Below are 19,274 nucleotides of genomic sequence, written 5' to 3' on the forward strand. Positions count from 1 at the left end.
GCCACTGCAACACCTCCTTCACCTTTTCTTATTGCCCTTTTAGAGCGGTTAATAAAACTTCCGGCAAAACAGCCAAAACATCACCGGCCGTCATTCCCTGCACCCCTTGCAGAGCTGCCTTCTCAGCCGCTACGCCATGAAGATGCGTCCCCGCAATAGCCGCTTGATGACTCGATAATCCTTGCCCGATAAAGCCCGCGATTACGCCTGTCAAAACATCGCCCATACCGCCGCTCGCCATCCCCTCCGTCCCCGAAAGATTGACGTGAATTTCACCATCCGGAAAGGCAATGACTGTCCTTGCTCCCTTTAAAACAACAATTGACGCCCATTCCTCCGCAAAGCGGCGAGCAATCGCGATGCGATTTGCGTTAATATCTTCCGTAGCTAAACCTGTCATGCGCGACATCTCGCCTGGATGAGGCGTCAATACGGGAATTGCTTTCGTTTGTACCCTTTTTTTCTCCGGTAACGTAAAGGCCCGGAGAGCATCTGCATCAATAATCATCGGACAGGTTGCCGTTTCCAACAACACTCGAATTACATCTATCGTTTCTTCATGAGCACCAAGGCCTGGACCGATTGCCAGCACATCGGCTTTTTCCAGCAGCTCTGATAAACGAGTCAGCGCCTCCACACCTATATAGCCCTTTCCTTCGTCCTCTAATGGCTGAACCATGACCTCCGTCACTTTTGCAGCGACAATCGGGTATATCGCACGCGGAACAGCCAATGTTACCAACCCCGCACCAGAACGAAGCGCTCCTTGCGCAGCCAAAACAGCCGCTCCCGTATATCCCTCTGCTCCAGCAACAACCAAGACATGACCACATTGCCCTTTATGCGCATCTACTTTCCGTTTGGGCAACATGCTCTGTACCCTTTCCGGCAAAACAAGATCCTGACGTATTTCTTGATTGGTCAAGAGCGGTAAGGGAATACCGATATCGGCCACACTTATGCCGCCGCTATGCTCTGCACCAGGAAACAAGAATAAGCCTGGTTTAGGTAAACCCAGCGTTACGGTATGGACTGCCGACACGGCCACCGTCGAGACCTGCCCGTTATCAGCCCGTACACCCGACGGAATATCCACTGCAACAATCGGTTTTCCGCCTTTATTCATTAATTGAAGCAACTGCGCCAAATCACCTTCCACTTTGCCGGCAAAACCAATCCCCACTAACGCATCTACCAAACAGTCGGAAAAGGCAATCGCCAGTTTCGCTTTGTCCCAGTCGCGTTCTCCTTTAATATCCATGATATCGAGTTCCATTTTTTCTAAAACAGCCAAATTAGCTGCTGCTTCCGCTTTCATTTCCTGACGGTTTCCCCAAAGGAACACTTTCACTTTAACTCCTTGATTATGCAAATGACGAGCAACCACAAAACCGTCTCCGCCATTATTTCCCTTGCCGCAAAAGACACAAACCTTTTTTTGTTCCAGCGTGCCCAATAATTGTTCTATCTGGCGCATCACTTCCACGCCGGCATTCTCCATCAACGCAAGCGCTGCTACGCCATATTCTTCAATTGTACGACGGTCAATTTCCTTCATTTCCGAAGTCATTGCTATTTTCATACCATTATTTCCCCCACACCACCGCCTGCGCAGTCGCATATTCCCGACAATGCGATAACGACAGATATATTTTTTGCACGCCGATCTCATTCGCAATTTTATCAAACGCGCCCGTCAATGATACAACCGGTTTGCCTTTAGCATCCGGCATGATTTCTATTTCCACCAATTTACCACCGCTAAGCCCAGTTCCCAGCGCCTTCATTACAGCTTCCTTACCGGCAAAGCGAGCCGCGTAAGAGGCGAAAGCCTGTTTCCCCCGTCCATTACAATACGTTCTCTCATTCGGACTAAACACACGTTCCAAGAAGGCTGGATTTTGAATCGCCTTTTTAATTCGGTCAATTTCAATAACATCGGTTCCAATCCCAAGAATCAATCCTGCCACCTCCGTAAAACCATACCTGTATTCTATCAGGATTAACAGGCTTTTGCCAGCAAATATGCAGAAAAGCGGCCTTGCTGGCGCAAGGTCGCTTATTCCTGACTAGCGATAATTCCTCATGATCAGGACTTCTACCCGTCGATTTTTTTGCCGACCATCCTCTGTATCGTTTGGTGCAATCGGACGATATTCAGCATAGCCGATAGCGCTAAAACGCTCTGGTTTCAAATCTTCTTGCGAAAGAATCTGCTTCATAAAGTTGATCGATCGCTTTGAACTCAACTCCCAGTTAGAAGGGAAGTCACGCGTATTGATCGGAACATTATCCGTATGTCCAGATACGACGACTTTTTGCGGAATAACGAGCAGCATCTTAGCGACCTGCGCCGTTAAACGCTGGGAATCAGGGAGCAGTTCCGCACTGCCTGAGTTAAATAACGCAGAGTCTTTAATCCGAATCATCAGACCATCCTCGGTCATTACCGTGTTTAGATCACCGGCTAATTTATTTTCTTGGATATAGCGGTCAACCGCTTTTTTAGCTTCCAACAATTGAATTGTTTCCTGCAGCTGCTGTTGCTGTCTGTTTTCTTCGGACGACATTTGCGGATTTCCAGATTGGGCTTCATCAACCATGGCTTGGTTCTTGTCAAAGACGGACGGGCTACCGCTAAAAGCCTGGTTCAGCGCATAGGCCATATGATCGAATTTTTTCTGATCCACTTCCGCCGATGCGAACAACACGATGAACAACGCCAACAGCAATGTGAGCAAATCCGCATAAGGTATCAGCCAAGTTTCATCAATATGATCTTCATGATGAGCCTCGCGATGTTTTTTCCGGCTCATATTCTATTCCCCCGCTTTCGCCTGTTTAAGAAGGTCACGTTCCTTCTGCGCAATAAAGACCATCAGTTTGGCTTCAATTGCAGTCGGCGAATCGCCTGCCTGAAGGGACAGAACCCCTTCCACCATCATCTTACGTACTTCCGCTTCCTTCTTCGAAAGCATTTTTAATTTGTTGGCAAAAGGATGCCACAAAACATAACCAGTAAAAATCCCCATCAAGGTTGCGACAAATGCCGCTGCAATTGCAACACCGAGCTTGTCAATGTCCGCCAGATTGCCCAGTGCGGCAATCAGTCCAACAACCGCTCCCAGTACACCCAGCGTCGGCGCATACATCCCCGCCTGACTAAAAATAGCGGCTCCGTCGCGATGTCGGTCTTCCATGCCATGCACTTCGGCTTCCAACACATCACCGACAAAATCAGGATCCAAGCCGTCAATTACCATGTTCAGTCCCGTACGTAAAAACTGATCCGGGATATCCTCGACACGACTTTCCAACGCCAAAATGCCTTCCCTACGTGCGGTTTGCGATAATTCAACAAATAGTTTTAATAACTCCACTTTTGAAATCAGAACCTGTTTTTTGAAAAGCTTCCGAAATAATGCACCAGCGCCTTTGATATTTTCCATTGGAAATGCATTAAAGACACAAGCCAATGTCCCTACTAAAATAATTATGATAGCTGCAGGGTTAAGCAGTGCTGATGGGCCAACCCCTTTCAATGCCATCCCGGTCCCCAGACCAAGCGTTCCCAACAGCAAACCAATAATCGTTGATAATTCCAAAATCGCTCCCCCTAACCAGGTAATCGTTTACCCAACTAAAATTGTATCACCACAGTGGTTGATATGTCCAGTCAGCACGGGTGTTGATTTGCGCACTTCATTCCAGAGAGCCCTGTTGCTTCTGTCACATCTTCCTGTTCTCCTAATTCATCTTTTCCCGCGATTTTCCTGCCAAGAATGTCGTCATTAGTGAATTTAAATATTTTAAAAACGTTTTTTCAGCGTCTTGTATTTTCTACCAGTTCATTCTTGTAAACTAATCTTATCCATTTAACAACGCTGTTTATTTTCTCCTCTATAGATATCTCAAAATAAAAAGCAGCAGACGCTATCGTTAGATAACGCCTGCTGCTTTTTCAAACCTTATTCTGCAACACGTTTTTTTAATTCTTTATCCAGATACAATACCGCGCCGCTTCGCTCGCCGACCATTCTTAGTTTTTCCAAGATTTCTGTTGCATTGCCTTCTTCTTCAACTTGTTCTTCGATGAACCACTGGAGAAAAATCTGCGCAGCATAATCTTTTTCACTAACCGCGGTCTCATACAATTTATTGATTAAACTAGTTACGTGTTGCTCATGCTTTAGCACTTGCTCAAAGACTTGTAAAGGAGTGCCAAATTCGGCCGGCGGCGCCTGAATCGCTTTGAGGCTAACCTTGCCGCCGCGCTCCAGTACATACTGATGCAATTTCATCGCATGTCCTGTCTCCTCCTGATATTGGACACGCAGCCAGTTGGCAAACCCCTTAAGGTTTTTTTCCTCGCTGTCTGCAGCCATTGCCAAATAAAGATATGCTGAATACAGTTCTTCCTGTACTTGATTATTAATCGCCTCTTGCATTTTCACACTAATCATCGCTACATTACCCCTCTCTTTTTTGTAACTGACTTTCATTATTCGTCAGTACTTTGTCTTGGTCTCATGATATCACAACTGATATCAAATCACAATTTATTTTTTAAAATTATTTACTGATAATAATTATCCTTTAATTCCAATCCATTGACAATTTCAGGAAAATCGAGCTATACTGTAAATAAATAACAAAGGAAAGGGTGAGGGCTATGCCTATTTCGTTTGAAGAAAAAAATGAATTTGCATTCAAAGTCGCACTCAAATTTGCCGAAAAGGAAAACTTGTTGCCCTTAAGTGAATTATGGCGTTTACATGCCAATCTTTCAACCCGCGACTTGCAAACCGCAGGCGACATTCTAAGCCCAGTCATCAAAAAAAGCCAAAGCAGTACCACGATTGTTTATCATGATCTGGAAGCCGCGCTTTGTAATGCCGGATTTTCAGCCAAAGCCGTCCGTTATGTCATTGCGATACTCTATTCTGATAACGACATCAAATTTGCCGATCTTATCGACAAGCTCGTCTTACCAGATGAATTGAACGAAATGTTGGAGCATCTGCGCAAATCGCCAAACCTCGGTGCTACCGATTACTAACACTCCTTAAACAAAAAACTGCGTCGAAATCAGATTTCGACGCAGTTTTTCGTTAGTTCAATCCCGTCATACGGAATTTTTGGCGTTCCATATTACAGATTTCGATCAAATGGCAAATTTCTGCAGCTGTGATTTCAATAAAGAATTGTTTTTCCGCCATCATAAATGCCGTTTTTATCGTTTGGTATTCGGACTGATATTCCGTTTTAAACAACTCTACTTCAGGATAACTGATTGTTGCATTAGTTAAAATGCGTTCCACCATACAGCCGCAGTGCACCATCATTCGCACCATGCCTGACGAGCTAAAGCGAAATTCCATACCCTCTTCGACAAGTTTCAGGCATTCCGCCAGCGTTTCCACCACCTTACGCGGATTAACGAACGTAAGAAACTCATCCAGCATATCCCCGACCACAGCATGCAGCATTTCCCAATCCATGTTTTCCGTCTTCACTTCTAGCGAAACATCGCCTGTTCCCGTCAAAACAAGTTTCCTCAGAGCATTTCCTGTTCCATCTTGCAACAGCGTTTCTAATGAGATGTGCGGTTTTTCGGCTATTTCCGGATCAATGCTGCCCACACTGGCAATAATATCATAGGATTGCTGCAATTGCCCCAAGCGTGTTTGAAGAACATCACGGCTTCCCGCCTCAATCGGAATCACCCGAATAGTATTGACTTGCCATTGCTGCAATAGTTTTTCCAGCATTTTCTTTATCTTTGCAGCGGCTCCCTGTCCTGTGAAACAGGTCGTCACCAACGCCCGATCTTTTTTCCCGGCTACTCTCTCTGCGATATGAGGAGTCGTTTGCAACATGCTCCGTACATCCCATGCAGCGCGATAAACACTGTTTAAATCATACTGAGGCAAAATAGCTTTATGCAGTACATGCAGCACCATTAATGTCGTTACCATTTCAACGCCCCGGACGACAACGCCGCTTTCCCGCGCCAGTTTTTCCGCCAGCCCGGATAAAGATCCCATATCAACCAACAGGATAACGCCTTTGCCTTCATCCGCCTCTTGCACAAGATGGCTTGCCATTGCCTTCACTTGCCCTACATCTGTCTCTAGCGGCATATCAATCGCTTTCGCATGTTTGACGCCAAGCAAGCGATTTGCAAAATCAACCATGCTGCTCGCGGTTGAATCTCCATGCGCAATGACAACTACGCCTACCTTACGTTCCTGGTTTTCCTGGCGTTGATCAAAAGTCGCCAGCATCAGTGCAATGAAACTGATCTCCGCCTCCGGCATAACCACGTTCATACCTGTGCCGATCATCTTCGCCATTTCAGCGGCAACTTCGTACGCCTTGGGATATTCTTGACGAATGCTTTCTGCGCGCGGATTCATAATTGGCAAGTTACTGCGTAAACGTTCTACCGTCGCCGCCGTATGGACAGCCAACGCATAATACAGCTGACGGCTGATTGGCATTCCGCTCGTTTGCACGCGATTGCAAGCCGCATCAAATACCGCCAGAAAATCTCCCGCCAGCATGCTCCGTAAACGATCCGATGAAAGATCCGTATCTTGCGGGCTGAGTCGTTTAAAATAGTTATCGACTTCCATTTCCACGCATTGCACGATTTCTTCCGCATCAATCCCCTGATTTCTCAAAAAGCGCATTCTTTCGGCAATCGTATGATAAAACCCCTCCGGCAATCGTCGATTGCTTTCACCTTGGGCAGCCTGACCATCGGGCCTGATCTGCAAGGTTCCGCCTAATTGGCACAAAACACGATTTGTCTCCAGTCGCTTTGTTTGATCATACACAATCGCTTGCTTGATCTTAAGCGGCAACGCTTCATAACCGATGCAGACTTCTGCGTCGCCTTCTTCACGATACAAAAAAGCTTTCGCACAGACCAGCTGAAGATCATTGCGCAATTGGCCAACGTTTCCAGGACAGCGATATAAAAGCAGTGCCCAGAGCGCTTCTTGACTTACGGCGACACCGCCTTGAATATGCACGGCCTCGCGCGCGAGTAAGTAGCGAATCAATTCCAGCCTTTCCTCCAACGGACGTTCCGCCAGTTGCGGCAATTGTATGACGACCGGAATCCGCCGCAAGAAAGTTCTGAGCAAGGCCGAATCCGGATTTTCTGTTGTCGCGGCGACAACTCTCACTTTTGCCCGCCGAAGCGTTCCGGCTTCGCCAAGTCGCCTGAATTCACCGCGGTCGAGCAGATAGAAGAGCATTTCCTGCCCTTCCGGTGGCAGACGGTGTACTTCATCTAAAAAAAGCATGCCACAATCGGCTTGTTCCACCAGACCGATTTTTTCCCGTTCTGCGCCAGTAAAAGCTCCTTTGGTATGACCGAACAACTGCGACAATAATAATTGTGGATTCGCCGCATAATCTGCGCAATTGAAAACCACCAATGATTGCCCCGACTTCACTTTTTCCTGGCAAGCGGCAAACTGAAACATCTTTTCGGCAAACAACGTTTTCCCCACACCCGTCACTCCGACCAGCAGCGTATCCAAGCCCTTCGGTGGATACAGTATCGCCGCTTTAGCCTGTTCAATTGCAGGTTTCAAGCTACCCTGATGCCCAATCAGTTCCGTAAAAGAATCTTGCGCTGTCGTTCGCTCAGCCTTTTTAGCGATTGGTTGCAGCAACGTCTTTTCAAAAAGTTCTTTATGGTGACGCATCACCTGAGGCAAGGTTCCTTTTCGTTCCGGAAACAGTTCTTCCAACCAATTCAACGGCAGATAATACGCCGCACGGCTGACGATCTTAACAACAGCCCCCTCCCGATGCAGCGCATTCAAATCACTGCTTGCATTGCTGCGCGAACAAAAGCTCGCTTGCGCTACTTCTTCGGCGGTAAAGCCAACCGGCTGATGTCCTGCAAAACTTTCTTTATTTAATTGCATGCGACACATCTCTTCCAATGCCGCCAAGACTCTCCATTGCCGCTTCATTTGCCGACTCCTCGTTTCAAATTACACTATCTTTATATTATAACATGTTCGGCAATGTCTTTTCTTCTCTGCATAACAAAAAGCAGACCGCATAGCGATCCGCCCTTTTGTTTTCGCTCATTGCGCCAGCAAGTTTGCCAAGCGAAACAAGGAAGTATCCAATGTTTTTTTATGCGAAATCGCATCTTCCATATCAATCGAGACGACCGCGCCATTTCGCGAGCCAAACATCACGCCGGAAATCCCGGATAAAAGTGCCATTACAGCACGTTCTGCTAACGTACTGGCTAAAATACGATCGAATACGCTCGGGGATCCGCCACGTTGAATGTGTCCTAAAATCGAAACACGTGTTTCGAGTCCGGTTTCCTCCTCGATCCGTTTACCTAGTTCAGCCGTATTGCCGACGCCTTCCGCCACAACGATAATGCTGTACTTTTTCCCTGAAGCTCTGGATTGCTTAAGTTTCGCAATCGTATCTTCAATACTGACGGCCATTTCAGGCACGAGTATTTGTTCCGCACCACCGGCCAAACCAGCCGTCATAGCAATCCAGCCCGAGTGACGCCCCATCGCTTCAATCACAATAACCCGCCCGTGCGCCGAGGCCGTATCGCGAAGTTTGTTAATCGCATCGACTACGGTATTGACAGTGGTATCAAAGCCAATTGTGTAATCGGTTCCCCATATATCATTGTCAATCGTTCCCGGCAATCCGACAACCGGAAACCCTTCTTTCACCAGTAGCGTGGCACCTGTCAGCGAACCGTCGCCGCCAATGACGACCAATCCTTCGATACCCCTGCGCCGCATGTTTTCAAGACCTTTAGCGCGTCCTTCCGGCGTCCGGAATTCTTCACAACGCGCTGTGCCTAAAATGGTACCGCCGCGTTGAATGATATCGCCAACCGCACGCGAATCAAGCTTCACCATGCGGTCTTCCACCATGCCAGAATAACCGTCATAAATCCCCCATGTTTCGACGCCTTCATGCATGGCCACCCGGACAAGCGCCCGAATAGCCGCATTCATTCCCGGACTGTCTCCGCCACTGGTCATTACCGCAATTTTTTTCAACACTTCATTGTCCCCCTCTGCCTCATCAGTCTGCAAATCGAGTCGAAAAGTTTTCCAATGCCGCTTTGATTGCAGACGCTGTAGATAACTTCAACACTTGTTCCGCTAACTCCTTCGCATCCGTCTGTTGCAGTTGCCGCACGCGATATTTCACCAGCGGAATCGACCGCGCATTCATAGACAATTCAGTAAGCCCAAGCCCCAAAAGAAGCGGCGTCGAAAGCACGTCACCTGCCATTTCACCGCACATGCCGACCCACTTACCATGACGTTCCGCCGCTTTGGCCACTTGACCGATCAGACGGATTACCGGCGGTTGGAAATAATCACTCAGCGTTGCCACATGTTCATTCATGCGATCCGCCGCCATTGTGTACTGAACCAAATCATTGGTGCCAATGCTGAAGAAAGCCACTTCTTGCGCAAGTTCGTCTGCAAGCATTGCTGCCGCAGGAACTTCGACCATGATTCCGACAGGAACATCTTTGCGATGAACCACGCCTTCGGCCGTCAACTCTGCCGCCGCTTCTTGCAAAAGACTCTTGGCCGTTCTCAGTTCCTCAAGCGTTGCAATCATAGGGAACATGATATGCAAGTTGCCGTGAACCCCCGCTCTAAGCAACGCACGCAATTGCGTCTTGAAAACATCACGATAGACAAGACATAACCGAATAGCACGAAGCCCCAATGCCGGATTTTCTTCTTTCAATCCGCCGATAAAGGACAGTTGCTTATCGCCTCCGGCATCCAGCGTCCGAATCACGATTTTGCCTTTTGGTAACGCTTCGAGGACAGTCTTATATGCCTGATACTGTTCCTCTTCGGTCGGTACGGATGTTTTATCCAAAAACAAGAACTCAGTTCGGAACAAGCCAACGCCTTCAGCACCGGCTGCGACAGCCTTCGTCATATTTTCCGGCGTGCCTATATTCGCGGCCAGTTCCACTTCATAGCCATCGGTAGTGACCGACGGCAGGTGAGCGATTTCTGCTAAGCGAGCAGCCAATTGTTTTTCCCGTTGCTGACGCAGACGGTATTCTTCGATGACTTCTTGCGCCGGATTTACCAGCACGCTACCCGCGTGACCATCGACAATCAGCATATCGCCATCCTTGAGTTCCGCCAGTTGCGCGCCAAGGCCGACAACAGCCGGGATTCCTGCCGCACGCGCTAAAATCGAACTATGGGAAGTCTTGCCGCCAAGCGCCGTCACAAAGCCGAACACTTTATCAAGATCCAGCGACGCGGTATCTGAAGGCAGTAAGTCCTGCGCCGCCAAAATGCCCTGATAGGCAGCGGCATCTTCAATGCCTTGCAAGATACGCAGGAGGCGTAATCCAATGTCCTTGATGTCCGCAGCGCGTTCACGCATATAATCATCATTCATCGCACTGAACATGGCCGCAATCGTTTCGACCGTTTCGCTGACAGCCGCTTCCGCGCTGGCTGAAGCGGAATCAATTTTCTCAAAGATACCTTCCATCAGTGTCGGATCTTCGAGCATCATTTGATGTGCAGCAAACACTTCTGCCTGATGCGCGCCCATTGTTTTTGCCGCTTTTTCTTTTAATTCTTCCAGTGCAAGACGGGCTTTTACCTGAGCCGCAAGAAAACGTTCCCGTTCCGCTTCGCGCTGTTCCGGTAAAACCGTCGCCGCAAAATCATTGCTTATTTCTTTGAGAAAGCAAACATGTCCCAACGCATACCCTGCAGATGCGGCAATTCCTTTCAACTCCATACCCTTACGCCTCCCCAAACTTGTCATTCACCAATTGGGATAACGCGCCTACTGCCAGTTCAGCATCCGGCCCTTCAACCTTTAGAATGACTTGATCACCACATTGGATGCCTAGCCCCATAATGCTAATGATGCTTTTCGCATTCGCCTGACGATCGGCTTTATGAATCAAAATTTGCGATTTGAATTCAGCGGCTTTCTGTGCCAGCATCGCTGCAGGACGAGCATGAACCCCGGCTTGGTTTTGAATGTTTAACGTCATTTCTTGTGTCATGATAAATTTCCTCACTTTATTTTTATTTTTTGTTACGCTTCTCTCTTCGGCAAAACATCGCTCAGCGCAAGCGGCAAGTCACTTGGAATAGTTTGAATTTGCAGCTGTACGCCAAGCTTTTGAAGTTCTGCAAATGCAGCTTCTTCTTCCTGATCGACCGCTACAGCAGGTGTAAGTTGTCTTTTCCCAGGCCCAGTTCCCAAACCGCCTACATTTATCGCTTTTAAATCCACGCCGCACTCTATGAGGGCCAACAGAGTTATCGGCGTTGTCGCCAACAACATTAGACGCTCCTCGCCATATGCATTAGTCAGCAGCGCATCTGCGCCTTGTTTTTTTGTCAGCACCGAAACGCGTACGCCCTGCGGCGCAACTGTTTCAAGCAGCATTTTACGAATTGCATCATTTGCCGCTCTATCATCGACAACGACCATTCTATCGACTGGACAAGCCCTGTGCCAAGCCATCACGACCTGACCATGAATTAAGCGATCATCGATGCGTACCAGTTCAATTGACATCTCTCTTCTCCTTTGCCTTCATTGAAAAACCCAGCCCAAAGCTTTAACGCGGCAACTGCAGTCGGCAAATGCCGCCGCACCCGCTTTCAATTGCAACTTGTGCCAGCAAGTCCAATTGACTGTTCCGCATCGCTAAAACCTCGGTAAGCATGGACAGGTTGACGCCGCTGACGATTTCGATTTTCCCGCCTTTGCATGCGAGCCACGCTGAAGCATTGTATGGACTGCCGCCGGCAAGATCGACTAGTACCAGAACGCCTTGCCCTTGTTCTACTTCGTGCACCGCCTGCAACAGCTCCGCCTGCAAACGTGCCGGCGCTGCGCCGGTCTCAAAGCAAAGCACTGCAACCGCTGACTGCTTACCAAGAAGATCTTCCGCAGTTTCCAGCAGCGCCTTGGCCAAAAAACCATGACTCGCGATTACAACACCGATCATGCCTCCACCCCCATTTCGACGCACTACCTTGAATAATACAGCAATTTCCGTGCCAACAATTGTCTTGCAATTTTCAGACTTGCGTTTCAAAGGCAAACCGTCTTTTGTATTTTTTTCCCTTTCACTGTTTTAATTCTGTCCAACTCTTAAAAGACACAATAAAGCGACTGTTCTCGCAAATCAAAACAGTCGCTTTACTGTGTCTTACGACAGCAACGTAGCCAGACGAAACATCGTCGGGTCAATGCCTTTTTTGTAACTGATAGCATCACCGAGATCCACATTGACAATCAAACCGGTCTTGTAGCCGAACATGATGTTTGACAAGCCCTGCGACAGAGCCAAAACAGCACGTTCGGCAAGCATGCTTGCTAAAATCCGGTCAAACGCCGACGGCGAACCGCCACGTTGTATATGCCCCAATACCGAAACTCTCGTTTCTGCACCGGTTTCCTTCGCAATTTTCTCGCCGATTGCCGCCGCACTTCCCGCACCTTCGGCAACGACAATAATGCTGTATTTCTTGCCGCTGTCACGCGACTGTATCAGTTGCTGACAAATATCATCCAGATCAATCTTCATTTCCGGAATCAGAATGTGTTCGGCGCCGCCGGCCAATCCGGAAGCCAATGCAATCCAACCTGAATTGCGGCCCATAACTTCAAGCAAAATCACGCGCCGATGCGCGGATGCAGTATCGCGCAGCTTATTGATCGCATCAAGCACGGTATTTACCGCCGTATCAAAACCAATCGTATAATCGGTGCCCCATATATCATTGTCGATCGTTCCCGGCAATCCGACAACCGCCATGCCCATATCAGCCAGCAGCTTGGCACCGCTGAGCGATCCATCGCCGCCGATCACAATTACGCCTTCAATGCCATGCCGTCTTAGATTATCCAAAGCCTTTTGACGTCCCTCCGGTGTCTTGAATTCCTCACAACGCGCCGTACCCAAAACAGTTCCGCCGCGCTGTATAATATCGCCGACCGAGCGGGATGTCAGTTGCTCCATCTCATCATTAGTCATTCCGGCATAGCCATTGTAAATCCCCCAGACTTCCATTCCTTCATGCAGCGCGACGCGGACCGCCGAGCGGATCGCGGCGTTCATTCCCGGACAATCACCGCCGCTGGTCATAATGGCAATACGTTTCAACATGCTCACTATCCCCTTTCACTCATGAATGCAATGTTTCTCTACAAAAGCGGCTTCCCCTTCTATCTTTTCCCATTATAAACCAGTTCTCACTTGCAAAGATACCTTTATTGTTCATTATGAAAGAATAATTTGTAATAATACATGCCTCTTGCTTCATCATAACCACGTTCTAGATTATCTTCCAACCCCTCTGTCCCTTCGCTCAAACGGATTTCCATCGCAGTGTCGAGTTTTATCTGATTACGATAGCGCCGTTTCGCGTTACGCAAAGCCGGAGCAGAAACAGTAAAGCTATCTACGGAAGGCGCGCCCTGATTCATTTGGTATAATTCACGATGTTCTTTGAATTCTTGGATCCGTTCCGGTTCGCGGATGACTTCGGCTGCGAATTCATCAATATTAAAGGTTTCACTGCGGCCGAAATAACCAATCGCAGATGACATCAGCACCGCCTGATCTTTTCGGTCTGCTTTGCCCTGCACGCAAGCCTGTTCCGCAAAATCGCGACAAATTTCCAAGCAATTCAAAGTATGAAAATATTCATCGGCCACGGGTTGAATGCGCAAGAAGCGCTCCTTCCAATATTGCGCTTCATCGTTTTTTGAAATACCGTCAACCGCCATAACGCGAAAACCAGCCATCGAATCCAGATTAAAAATCAGACAGCCTTTATCCAAACGTTTGATATTGATGCCTTTATGACAATCAAGCGAAAACCGAGCGCCGCGCTCTTCTACCTGGAGATAGGTCGCCTTGTGTTCCGTTTTAAAAATACCAATCGCATCTACCAACTGTCCATCAATTTCGCAATCACTAAAACGGGCGATGTAAACTTCACCGCCCTTGATCTGCGGATGATCCGAAACGTCATACAAATACCGGCAAATATGCTGCGACTGTTGATGAAACGACTCCTCACGGATAAACATATCACAGATATACATATATATTTCATTTAAATGTAAATCAGCCGGATGATCGAAGCGATGCAGTGCGCCGGTCTTAAATGAACTCAAAAAATATTTGAGCAGCGCCTCCTCCAATTCGGCGTCTTCAATTTGGTAAGGTTGGTTGGACAAAGTCATACCTTCGTCTCTAAGCCGATTTCCCACGCGATGAATCGATAAGGCAGTCAACTTTGCCTTTGCTATATTTAACATCTTATAATCTCACCTCGTTATCATTGTACCATACCCGACAGCGCACTTACAGTTTCTCAACATAAGGCCACGCATCCACTTTACATCAATTTTCAATTTATTGCTTTTTCATTCAAGAAGTGTTACACTTACTTCTACTTTATATTTGAGAGGAGTACCTCTATCATGCGCCAATTAGCCTTTCTCGGTCCTCACGGCACACATAGCGAAGAATTGGCTCGTTTAGCTTTTCCCGACCGGCAATTGACTGAATATCCGACGATTGCCGATTGCCTGCAAGCAGTCGCTGATCTACATATGCCTGCAGCGCTTGTTCCGATTGAAAATTCCTTAGAAGGAACCGTCAACATTACACTTGATCTCTTATCCCAAGATCAGCATCTGTTCATCACCAAGGAATTTGTCTGGCCGATTCGCCATCATTTATTAACTTATCCCGGCAGTACAGATGCGCCTCACACTATTTTTTCCCACCCACAGGCCTTGGCACAATGCCGCCAATACATCAGAAGAAACTATCCTGATGCGCGTCTCACCCCTGTCGACAGCACCGCCGCCGCCGCACTGACCGTTTCCCAGCGCGGCTTTGGCCACGCCGCGATTGCGGCACGACGTTCCGCCGACTTATATCAACTCGTCGCCAGCGAAAATCACATTTGCGATTCGGACGACAACCATACTCGCTTCGTTTTAGTAGAGCCGACACTGCCCGCTTTGCTGGAAACTCCCGCCAAGACATCGATCGTCTGTCGCATGCAGGGAAACAAGCCTGGCAGCTTATATTTGCTCCTGGAAGTTTTCGCCCGCCATAATATCAATCTTGTTCGGATTGAATCACGTCCGGCGCGCACTCGTCTGGGCGAATACAGTTTTTTCCTCGATCTGGAAGGCAGTCTGCTCGATCCTCCGATTGCAGAGACACTTCGCAGCATTCGCGAGCATTGCTCTTATATTTCCATTCTAGGTTGTTATCCTACTGTTTGTTTTTAACTCGTTGTCCGCAAAGAGAAGGACGTTGCAGCATCATTATCGTGCAACGTCCTTCTCTTTTTATATTTGATTACCGCCTAAGTCCGCCAAGCGCAAGCGCTCGTTTTCCAGCTTTTTGCGCAACTCCGGCAACTGCTGACGAAACTGTTGCAACGCTTCCGACATCTTAAAGCCAACCCGCACATCCAAGCGTTCCTTTTCGTAAACACGAAATACCGCCGTGACATCGCCGATATGTTTCGTTTCCAGACTAATCCGCAACCACGTCTCATAATCATTTGCCGCACGTCGGCTTTGCTCTTTCTCGCGCTGGTGATAGATGTGAATATGCGCTGGATAAACTACACCCTCACCCATTTGCAATCCAGTGGAAAAAGACAATACGCTTTGTTCTGCTTGCCTTTCCCGCATTACAACATCTGGTTTTTGCACGCTCGCGGCAATCTCTTTCACGGTAGCTGCCGCCTGACGCAATGTACTCTCACTATGTTCCTGCCACTCTGCCGCACTTGCAATCCGCAGCGCCAATGCCGCCTTTGTCAACTCAGGATTTTGCTGTCTGCGAACGGCATCCGGCAAAAGCACTCCTGACGCATTGCTTTCCGCTTTTTGCTGCAACGCCGTCCAAGCCGGATTATTTTCGACATTTTTCAAATCCAGGCCTACGGTCAAACGCTCAACCTTTCCCTGCAACAGCGCCGCCGCGGCATCTTTTGCAGCAGTTTGCTTGACCATTTTCATCAGTTCAGCGACATCATCCGCCGCTTTACCAAACTGTCCGGTAAAACTTTCGAGCAACGCTTTTACTTCCGGCATTAGCACTGTTTTTCCGCCTGCCGCTGTTTCGACAAGGCTTGACTGCTTTACGCCCAGCGCCAAATTCAAGTTAGTTTCCATTTTGGCTAGTTTCTCTTGAATATTTCCTGACTGCAAACTTTCTGCCAATGCATTCATCACTTTGCCTGGCAATTGTTCCGCTAGCAGCGCCAGTTTTTCTCCGGCAGCGGGCAACGGTGCTTTCCCGGACACTTCTTGCGCTGTTTTTCCTAGTTCCCGCAACACTTGTACTGCTGATTCCAGTTCATCTACCGTCATCTCCAGATACGGTTCGGCCGCGGCGATTGCCCGCATTGTCCAAGTCGTTTTGAGTTGCGGCAGATCGTGTTGTCCCGCTACGCTTTTCAGTTCATCCGGTTGCAACACAGTTAGCGCACTTGTCATCTGTGCAAAATTCTTTGCCTGCTGCGTTTGCGAACCTTCGCCCGCTTTAAAAGCCTCGCTGAGCTTTTGCAGTTGCCCGAGCATCATGCGATTATCATCCGTTACAACTTTGGCAAGTTGCAACAATTCAATTGCCGCCTGCTTCGGCGTGTTTCCTTGTTCCCCTGGAAAAAGCAGCGTTCCCAAGTTATTCGTACCACTCCCCGGCGTCAACGCTTTAGCCTGAAAAACATTTGCGCCTGCATTTTGCACTTGACCGGACAACTCTTTTGCCGTCGCTACGTTCCGGTTACTGTCTACCTCCGGCAAAAAATCCGCCAAAGTCTGTGACCCAAGCACACGGGGCAATCCATCCTTCGCAATCGGTTGTTCGTTTTGCTGCAAGACTGAAAAGCGTTTTGCCAATTCAGCCGACAAATTTTTTCCGTCATCGCCCGTTTCCAATATGGACACCGCCACTTGCAAAACATCTGCCAGATCATTCAGTACCTCGGCGGTCACTCTCTGCTGTTTGAACACTTCAACTACGCCTTTAGAAACGCTTTCTCGCCCCGCACTCGTCTGCTGCAGCAACTCCGTAACCGCTTCTTTGATTTCCTGCGGCAAACTTTCGATCAGATCCTGTCGGCCTTGTAGATTTTTTGCAAGCTCCGTCAGTTTTTGCCGCAATACATCATTTATATCCAAATGAAAATCTTTGTCCACTGTCGTTTTTTGATTCGCATCCGCCGTCTCCGCTGCCCCTTGTGCAGGCTCAGCAGCAACAGCAACTTTTTCATCCACCGCACTCGCATTTATGCTCGCATTGCTATTTCCCGTTACAACTTTGCCGATTTCCATAGGAATCACCTCCATACTATCTATTTCATCGAAGAAATATTCTCTCACATTAAGAGAAAAGACAGCCGCCATGCGACTGTCTCTTTATTCATTTTCTCTAGACGGTTCCCTCCGATACCAGTAAAAAGCAATAATACCGCCAACCACTAGCATTAAGAATAGAATCAAAAAATGATCCGATGCATTCGTTATCAATTCCAACGCCTTAGGGCCATAATAATAAATCAGTACGCCTTCGAGTAAAAATCGTTTCCCGCGCCCTAAAACAGAAGCAATGAAAAACACTAACAGGTTAACACGAAAGACACCCGCGCTAATACTGACGAATTTATAAGGAATTGGCGCCATCGCTGCAAAAAAAATGGCCCATCCCCCATATTTTTCAATCCATTCGCGAATCTTCTCCGCCTGCTCAGCCGGAATAAAGCGTTGCACTAAAGGTATGCCAAAGCGCCCGCCAGCGCCATAACCGACAAATCCGCCCAGCACAGAGCCTGTAGTTGCTACTGCAGAGTAGTAAATCGCCTCCTGCGGCATAGCCAACGCCATCGGAATCAACAAAAGATCCGGTAAAATCGGCGAAATAAAAGACTCAATAAAGGATAATACAAACAACCCTGATACACCGTAGTTTTGGAAAATCGGAATCCACGCTTCCACTCTTTCACCTCGATACCCTCATAGACTGCTTTGACTATTATAGACTACTTTTCTTTAAAGTGCCAGTTCTATTCCCGTTACATCAGTCATTTATGATTTCTATAATCACAATATTTTTTTCGCTTTCTAAATCGATAAAATCGCCGGCTTGCGTTCTAACTACCGGCCTAGTCGCCATCGGATGATGCAAAGCCACCACTTCCGCGAGTCGACCATCACTAAGCTTGACGCGATTACCGATCAGATAGTCGCGGATATTATTCATAAATGTCGTGCAGACATCCGGGTCTAATTTGCCAAACATCTCTTCCGTCAAAGTTTTCAACACCTTAAACGGGGTATGGCGTTTCCGATAGACACGGTCTGACGTCATTGCATCATACACATCTGCAACCGCAACAATTTTCGCATAGGGATGAAGCTCTCCACCGCATGTTCTATGCGGGTAACCACTGCCATCCATTCGTTCATGGTGTTGCAATACGGCGCAGGCAACCGGCCAGGCAACGATGACACCGCTTTTTTGCAGCAGCTCATAGCCTTTTGTTACATGTTGCTGCATAATCGCCATCTCAGCCGGAGTAAGTTTGCCCGGTTTTGTCAGTAGTTCCAGTGGTATTCTTGATTTCCCAACATCATGCAGCAAACCCGCCAAAGACAATTGACAAATCGCCTCCTCCTCATAGCCCATCCATTTGCCAATTACGCCGCAAAGAAGCGCAACTTTTACGGAATGATGGAACGTATATTCATCACAAGCATGCAGCTCGTACAAATTATGAATAATGCCGCGATAGTTCAGCATTGGTAAAATCATGCCTTGCACAAGACGCTCCATTTCATCCATCGACAAACGCTCACATACCCGCATATCTTGGAACGCATCCTTCACCGATTGGACTGTCTCCATGTACACCGACATAAAGCGTTTCTTTTCCGCCGGCTCGTTCAGCGATTTTGCCAAAATATCGGGCCATTCTTCCCGCTGTCTTATATCGAGGGAGGCGACCCCTCCTTTTTTAAAGCGCGCCAATAATTCGGTCGTCAACACCGTACCTTCTTCCAGCATTCTCCCGTTACCAGGAAGCAAAACCTCAGTTCCCAGTTCCATGCCAGGAAGGATTTCCTTGAGAAGCACCTTGCGAATCATATAGCCGTGTCCCACTATGTCCTCCCTAATAAACCGCCTAAACGGT

At 48.0% G+C, this 19,274-nt stretch carries 18 protein-coding genes; 2 read left to right on the forward strand and 16 right to left on the reverse strand.

The window, feature by feature from the left end:
* Positions 1 to 28: 28 nt before the first annotated feature.
* The 5 genes from QTL79_RS10165 to QTL79_RS10185 all read right to left on the reverse strand — a co-directional run bounded on the left by QTL79_RS10165 (position 29) and on the right by QTL79_RS10185 (position 4,463).
* Complete coding sequence (locus QTL79_RS10165; protein WP_346354865.1) at positions 29 to 1,582, reverse strand: NAD(P)H-hydrate dehydratase; 1,554 nt, start codon at positions 1,580 to 1,582, stop codon at positions 29 to 31.
* Between the two features lie 4 nt (positions 1,583 to 1,586).
* Positions 1,587 to 1,961, reverse strand: a complete 375-nt coding sequence (gene acpS / locus QTL79_RS10170; protein WP_346354866.1) for a holo-ACP synthase — start codon at positions 1,959 to 1,961, stop codon at positions 1,587 to 1,589.
* 108 nt (positions 1,962 to 2,069) lie between these two features.
* Entirely contained in the window at positions 2,070 to 2,816 is a 747-nt protein-coding gene (locus tag QTL79_RS10175) for a flagellar motor protein MotB (protein ID WP_346354867.1), read from the reverse strand.
* A gap of 3 nt (positions 2,817 to 2,819) precedes the next feature.
* Positions 2,820 to 3,605 carry a flagellar motor stator protein MotA gene (motA, locus tag QTL79_RS10180; protein ID WP_346354868.1) on the reverse strand — a complete coding sequence of 262 codons (786 nt, stop codon included), beginning with the start codon at positions 3,603 to 3,605 and terminating at the stop codon, positions 2,820 to 2,822.
* A 363-nt stretch (positions 3,606 to 3,968) separates the two neighbouring features.
* Complete coding sequence (locus QTL79_RS10185) at positions 3,969 to 4,463, reverse strand: ferritin (RefSeq protein ID WP_346354869.1); 495 nt, start codon at positions 4,461 to 4,463, stop codon at positions 3,969 to 3,971.
* Between the two features lie 209 nt (positions 4,464 to 4,672).
* Between QTL79_RS10185 and QTL79_RS10190 the strand changes: the two genes are divergently transcribed.
* Positions 4,673 to 5,059 (forward strand): hypothetical protein, encoded by a 387-nt coding sequence (locus QTL79_RS10190; RefSeq protein ID WP_346354870.1) that lies wholly within the window; start codon positions 4,673 to 4,675, stop codon positions 5,057 to 5,059.
* 52 nt (positions 5,060 to 5,111) lie between these two features.
* Here the strand turns inward: QTL79_RS10190 and QTL79_RS10195 are convergent, their stop codons facing one another.
* From QTL79_RS10195 to QTL79_RS10230, 8 genes are all read right to left on the reverse strand, one after another.
* Positions 5,112 to 7,997 (reverse strand): sigma-54-dependent transcriptional regulator, encoded by a 2,886-nt coding sequence (locus QTL79_RS10195; protein WP_346354871.1) that lies wholly within the window; start codon positions 7,995 to 7,997, stop codon positions 5,112 to 5,114.
* Between the two features lie 117 nt (positions 7,998 to 8,114).
* On the reverse strand, positions 8,115 to 9,077 hold the full coding sequence (gene pfkA / locus QTL79_RS10200) for a 6-phosphofructokinase (protein WP_346354872.1): 963 nt from the start codon (positions 9,075 to 9,077) through the stop codon (positions 8,115 to 8,117).
* A 22-nt stretch (positions 9,078 to 9,099) separates the two neighbouring features.
* Positions 9,100 to 10,812 (reverse strand): phosphoenolpyruvate--protein phosphotransferase, encoded by a 1,713-nt coding sequence (gene ptsP / locus QTL79_RS10205; RefSeq protein ID WP_346354873.1) that lies wholly within the window; start codon positions 10,810 to 10,812, stop codon positions 9,100 to 9,102.
* 4 nt (positions 10,813 to 10,816) lie between these two features.
* The gene (locus QTL79_RS10210; protein ID WP_346354874.1) at positions 10,817 to 11,086 is read right to left on the reverse strand and encodes an HPr family phosphocarrier protein; all 270 of its coding nucleotides are present in this window, start codon (positions 11,084 to 11,086) and stop codon (positions 10,817 to 10,819) included.
* 32 nt (positions 11,087 to 11,118) lie between these two features.
* On the reverse strand, positions 11,119 to 11,607 hold the full coding sequence (locus QTL79_RS10215) for a PTS sugar transporter subunit IIB (protein ID WP_346354875.1): 489 nt from the start codon (positions 11,605 to 11,607) through the stop codon (positions 11,119 to 11,121).
* A gap of 43 nt (positions 11,608 to 11,650) precedes the next feature.
* Positions 11,651 to 12,043, reverse strand: coding sequence for a PTS sugar transporter subunit IIA (locus tag QTL79_RS10220; RefSeq protein ID WP_346354876.1), 393 nt, complete (start codon positions 12,041 to 12,043; stop codon positions 11,651 to 11,653).
* Positions 12,044 to 12,247: 204 nt separating this feature from the next.
* Positions 12,248 to 13,207 (reverse strand): 6-phosphofructokinase, encoded by a 960-nt coding sequence (gene pfkA, locus QTL79_RS10225; protein ID WP_346354877.1) that lies wholly within the window; start codon positions 13,205 to 13,207, stop codon positions 12,248 to 12,250.
* Positions 13,208 to 13,311: 104 nt separating this feature from the next.
* Positions 13,312 to 14,367: a nucleoid-associated protein gene (locus tag QTL79_RS10230; protein ID WP_346354878.1), complete on the reverse strand. Its 1,056-nt coding sequence runs from the start codon at positions 14,365 to 14,367 to the stop codon at positions 13,312 to 13,314.
* Positions 14,368 to 14,532: 165 nt separating this feature from the next.
* On the opposite strand from QTL79_RS10230, the gene pheA reads away from it, so the two are divergent.
* The gene (gene pheA, locus QTL79_RS10235; protein WP_346354879.1) at positions 14,533 to 15,357 is read left to right on the forward strand and encodes a prephenate dehydratase; all 825 of its coding nucleotides are present in this window, start codon (positions 14,533 to 14,535) and stop codon (positions 15,355 to 15,357) included.
* A 60-nt stretch (positions 15,358 to 15,417) separates the two neighbouring features.
* On the opposite strand, the gene QTL79_RS10240 is transcribed toward pheA, so the two are convergent.
* From QTL79_RS10240 to QTL79_RS10250, 3 genes are all read right to left on the reverse strand, one after another.
* A complete protein-coding gene (locus QTL79_RS10240) occupies positions 15,418 to 17,418 on the reverse strand; it encodes a hypothetical protein (RefSeq protein ID WP_346354880.1) in 2,001 nt (666 codons plus the stop codon).
* A gap of 84 nt (positions 17,419 to 17,502) precedes the next feature.
* Positions 17,503 to 18,078, reverse strand: a complete 576-nt coding sequence (locus QTL79_RS10245; RefSeq protein ID WP_346354881.1) for a YqaA family protein — start codon at positions 18,076 to 18,078, stop codon at positions 17,503 to 17,505.
* Between the two features lie 82 nt (positions 18,079 to 18,160).
* Complete coding sequence (locus QTL79_RS10250; protein ID WP_346354882.1) at positions 18,161 to 19,243, reverse strand: HD-GYP domain-containing protein; 1,083 nt, start codon at positions 19,241 to 19,243, stop codon at positions 18,161 to 18,163.
* Positions 19,244 to 19,274 lie beyond the last annotated feature (31 nt).

The organism is Azotosporobacter soli (genome assembly GCF_030542965.1).
In the GTDB taxonomy this organism is placed as follows: Bacteria; Bacillota; Negativicutes; order SG130; family SG130; genus Azotosporobacter; species Azotosporobacter soli.